This window comes from Micromonospora sp. NPDC049799, assembly GCF_040656655.1.
In the GTDB taxonomy this organism is placed as follows: Bacteria; Actinomycetota; Actinomycetes; order Mycobacteriales; family Micromonosporaceae; genus Micromonospora.
Map to the genome: position 1 here is coordinate 1 of NZ_JBFAMU010000805.1, position 1,548 is coordinate 1,548.

Annotated in this window: 1 protein-coding gene and 1 pseudogene; one reads left to right on the forward strand and one right to left on the reverse strand. The window is 71.9% G+C overall.

The genetic code is table 11. From position 1 onward, the window contains the following. Nucleotides 1-1,206, reverse strand: a 1,206-nt coding sequence (locus AB0I76_RS29635) for a low temperature requirement protein A (protein ID WP_357042363.1), incomplete at its 3' end; no start/stop codon positions are given. Between the two features lie 116 nt (nucleotides 1,207-1,322). On the opposite strand from AB0I76_RS29635, the pseudogene AB0I76_RS29640 reads away from it, so the two are divergent. Beyond that, nucleotides 1,323-1,454: pseudogene (locus AB0I76_RS29640) on the forward strand (LLM class F420-dependent oxidoreductase); the annotation flags it as partial. Nucleotides 1,455-1,548 lie beyond the last annotated feature (94 nt).

Below are 1,548 nucleotides of genomic sequence, written 5' to 3' on the forward strand. Positions count from 1 at the left end.
GCGGGCGTCGGCCACCGCGACCGCGACCAGCACCACCACGACCGTCGTCGCCGCCCACAGCAGCGGGTGGTGCAGCAGCAGGGGCGACACCGCCAGGAGCGCCAGCGCCGCGATCCACCGGGCCGGCGAGACACGGCCGAACACCTCGTACTCGAAGCGGGCGCGGCCGGCCAGGAAGAGCACCGGCCCACCGATGATCATCGCGATCCACGCCGGTTCGGGGTGGTAGTCCATCGGATGCTCGATGGCCAGCTCGTAGCCGATCGCCGTGGCGACCAGGCCGACCACCATGACCAGGTGGGTGTCGGCGGCCGACCGGCCGATCGTCGCCGGTTGGCGGGCCCGGCCGACCGCCTCGGCGAGGATCTGCCCGGCCCGCTGCACGTAGATCCGCCAGATGACGATCGACGTCGCCAGCGCCAGCGCGAAGGCGACGGTCTGCGACGGCTGGTACGGGCCCTTGCTGTACGCGAAACCGGCCACCAGGATCGTCTCGCCGAGGGCGATGAGGAAGAACTGCTGGTAGCGCTCGGCGAGGTGCTCCCCGGCGATGTCCCACTTCGAGACCTTCGACCGGCCCAGCCCGGGCACCGGGTAGCCGAGGCGGACGGCGGTGTACTCCAGGGTCAGCGCCACCAGCCAGCACACCACCCGCGGGGTGCTCGGCAGCAGCGCACCGACGATCCACAGCACGCCGGTCGTGGCGAAGATGATCGCCATCCGGACCTTGAGCCGGCGGTACGGATGCGGGCCGATAGCGATCAGCAGGATCACCGGCCGGGAGACCTGGGCGACGACGTACGCCACGGCGAACGCCAGCCCGGTCTGGGCGAAGGCGCGGGGGATCGCCACCCCCATCACCATGCTGCACACCAGCGAGACGATCACGACGAGCTGCAACCAGCCCTGGTGCGGGTCGTACCGGCTCGTCGTCCAGGCGGTGCCCTGCCACACGGCCCAGAGCGCGAGCAGCAGCAGCAGGGTCTTGCCGCCGCCGGTGACCGCCGACCAGCCCTCGCCGCCGCCCGGTTCCAGCGCGAGGTCCTCGAAGGCGCGGGCCGAGATCCGGGTCAGCGCGAACACGAAGACCAGGTCGAAGAACAACTCCAGGAACGTCGCCCGCCCCGGATCCTCGGTGGTGGGCAGCAACCGTTGCGACCCGTCGGCCGCGCCACCTCGACGTATCTCGCCGTCCGTGCTGCCCATCAGGCAGTCGTAACACCGTGGCAGGGCCCGGCGACCGACAACCGGGAAACCGGCGGCCGATCTTGCGGGGCGGTGCGGCGGGCGGGCACCATCGACCGATGACGACGCGATGGGGTATGACGGTGCCGCTCGGCGGCATCCCGCTCGCCGACCACGCCGCGGTCTACGCGGCCCTCGACCGGGCCGGTTTCACCGAGGTCTGGTCGTCGGAGGTGAACGGAGCGGACGCCTTCACCCCCCTGGCGCTCGGGCCGACTCGCCCGAGCGGTACGTCCGCCGCATGTTGACGAACCAGTTCGTCGACTGGCGGCGCGGCTCGTGGGTGCGGCGGGTGCTGCTGCG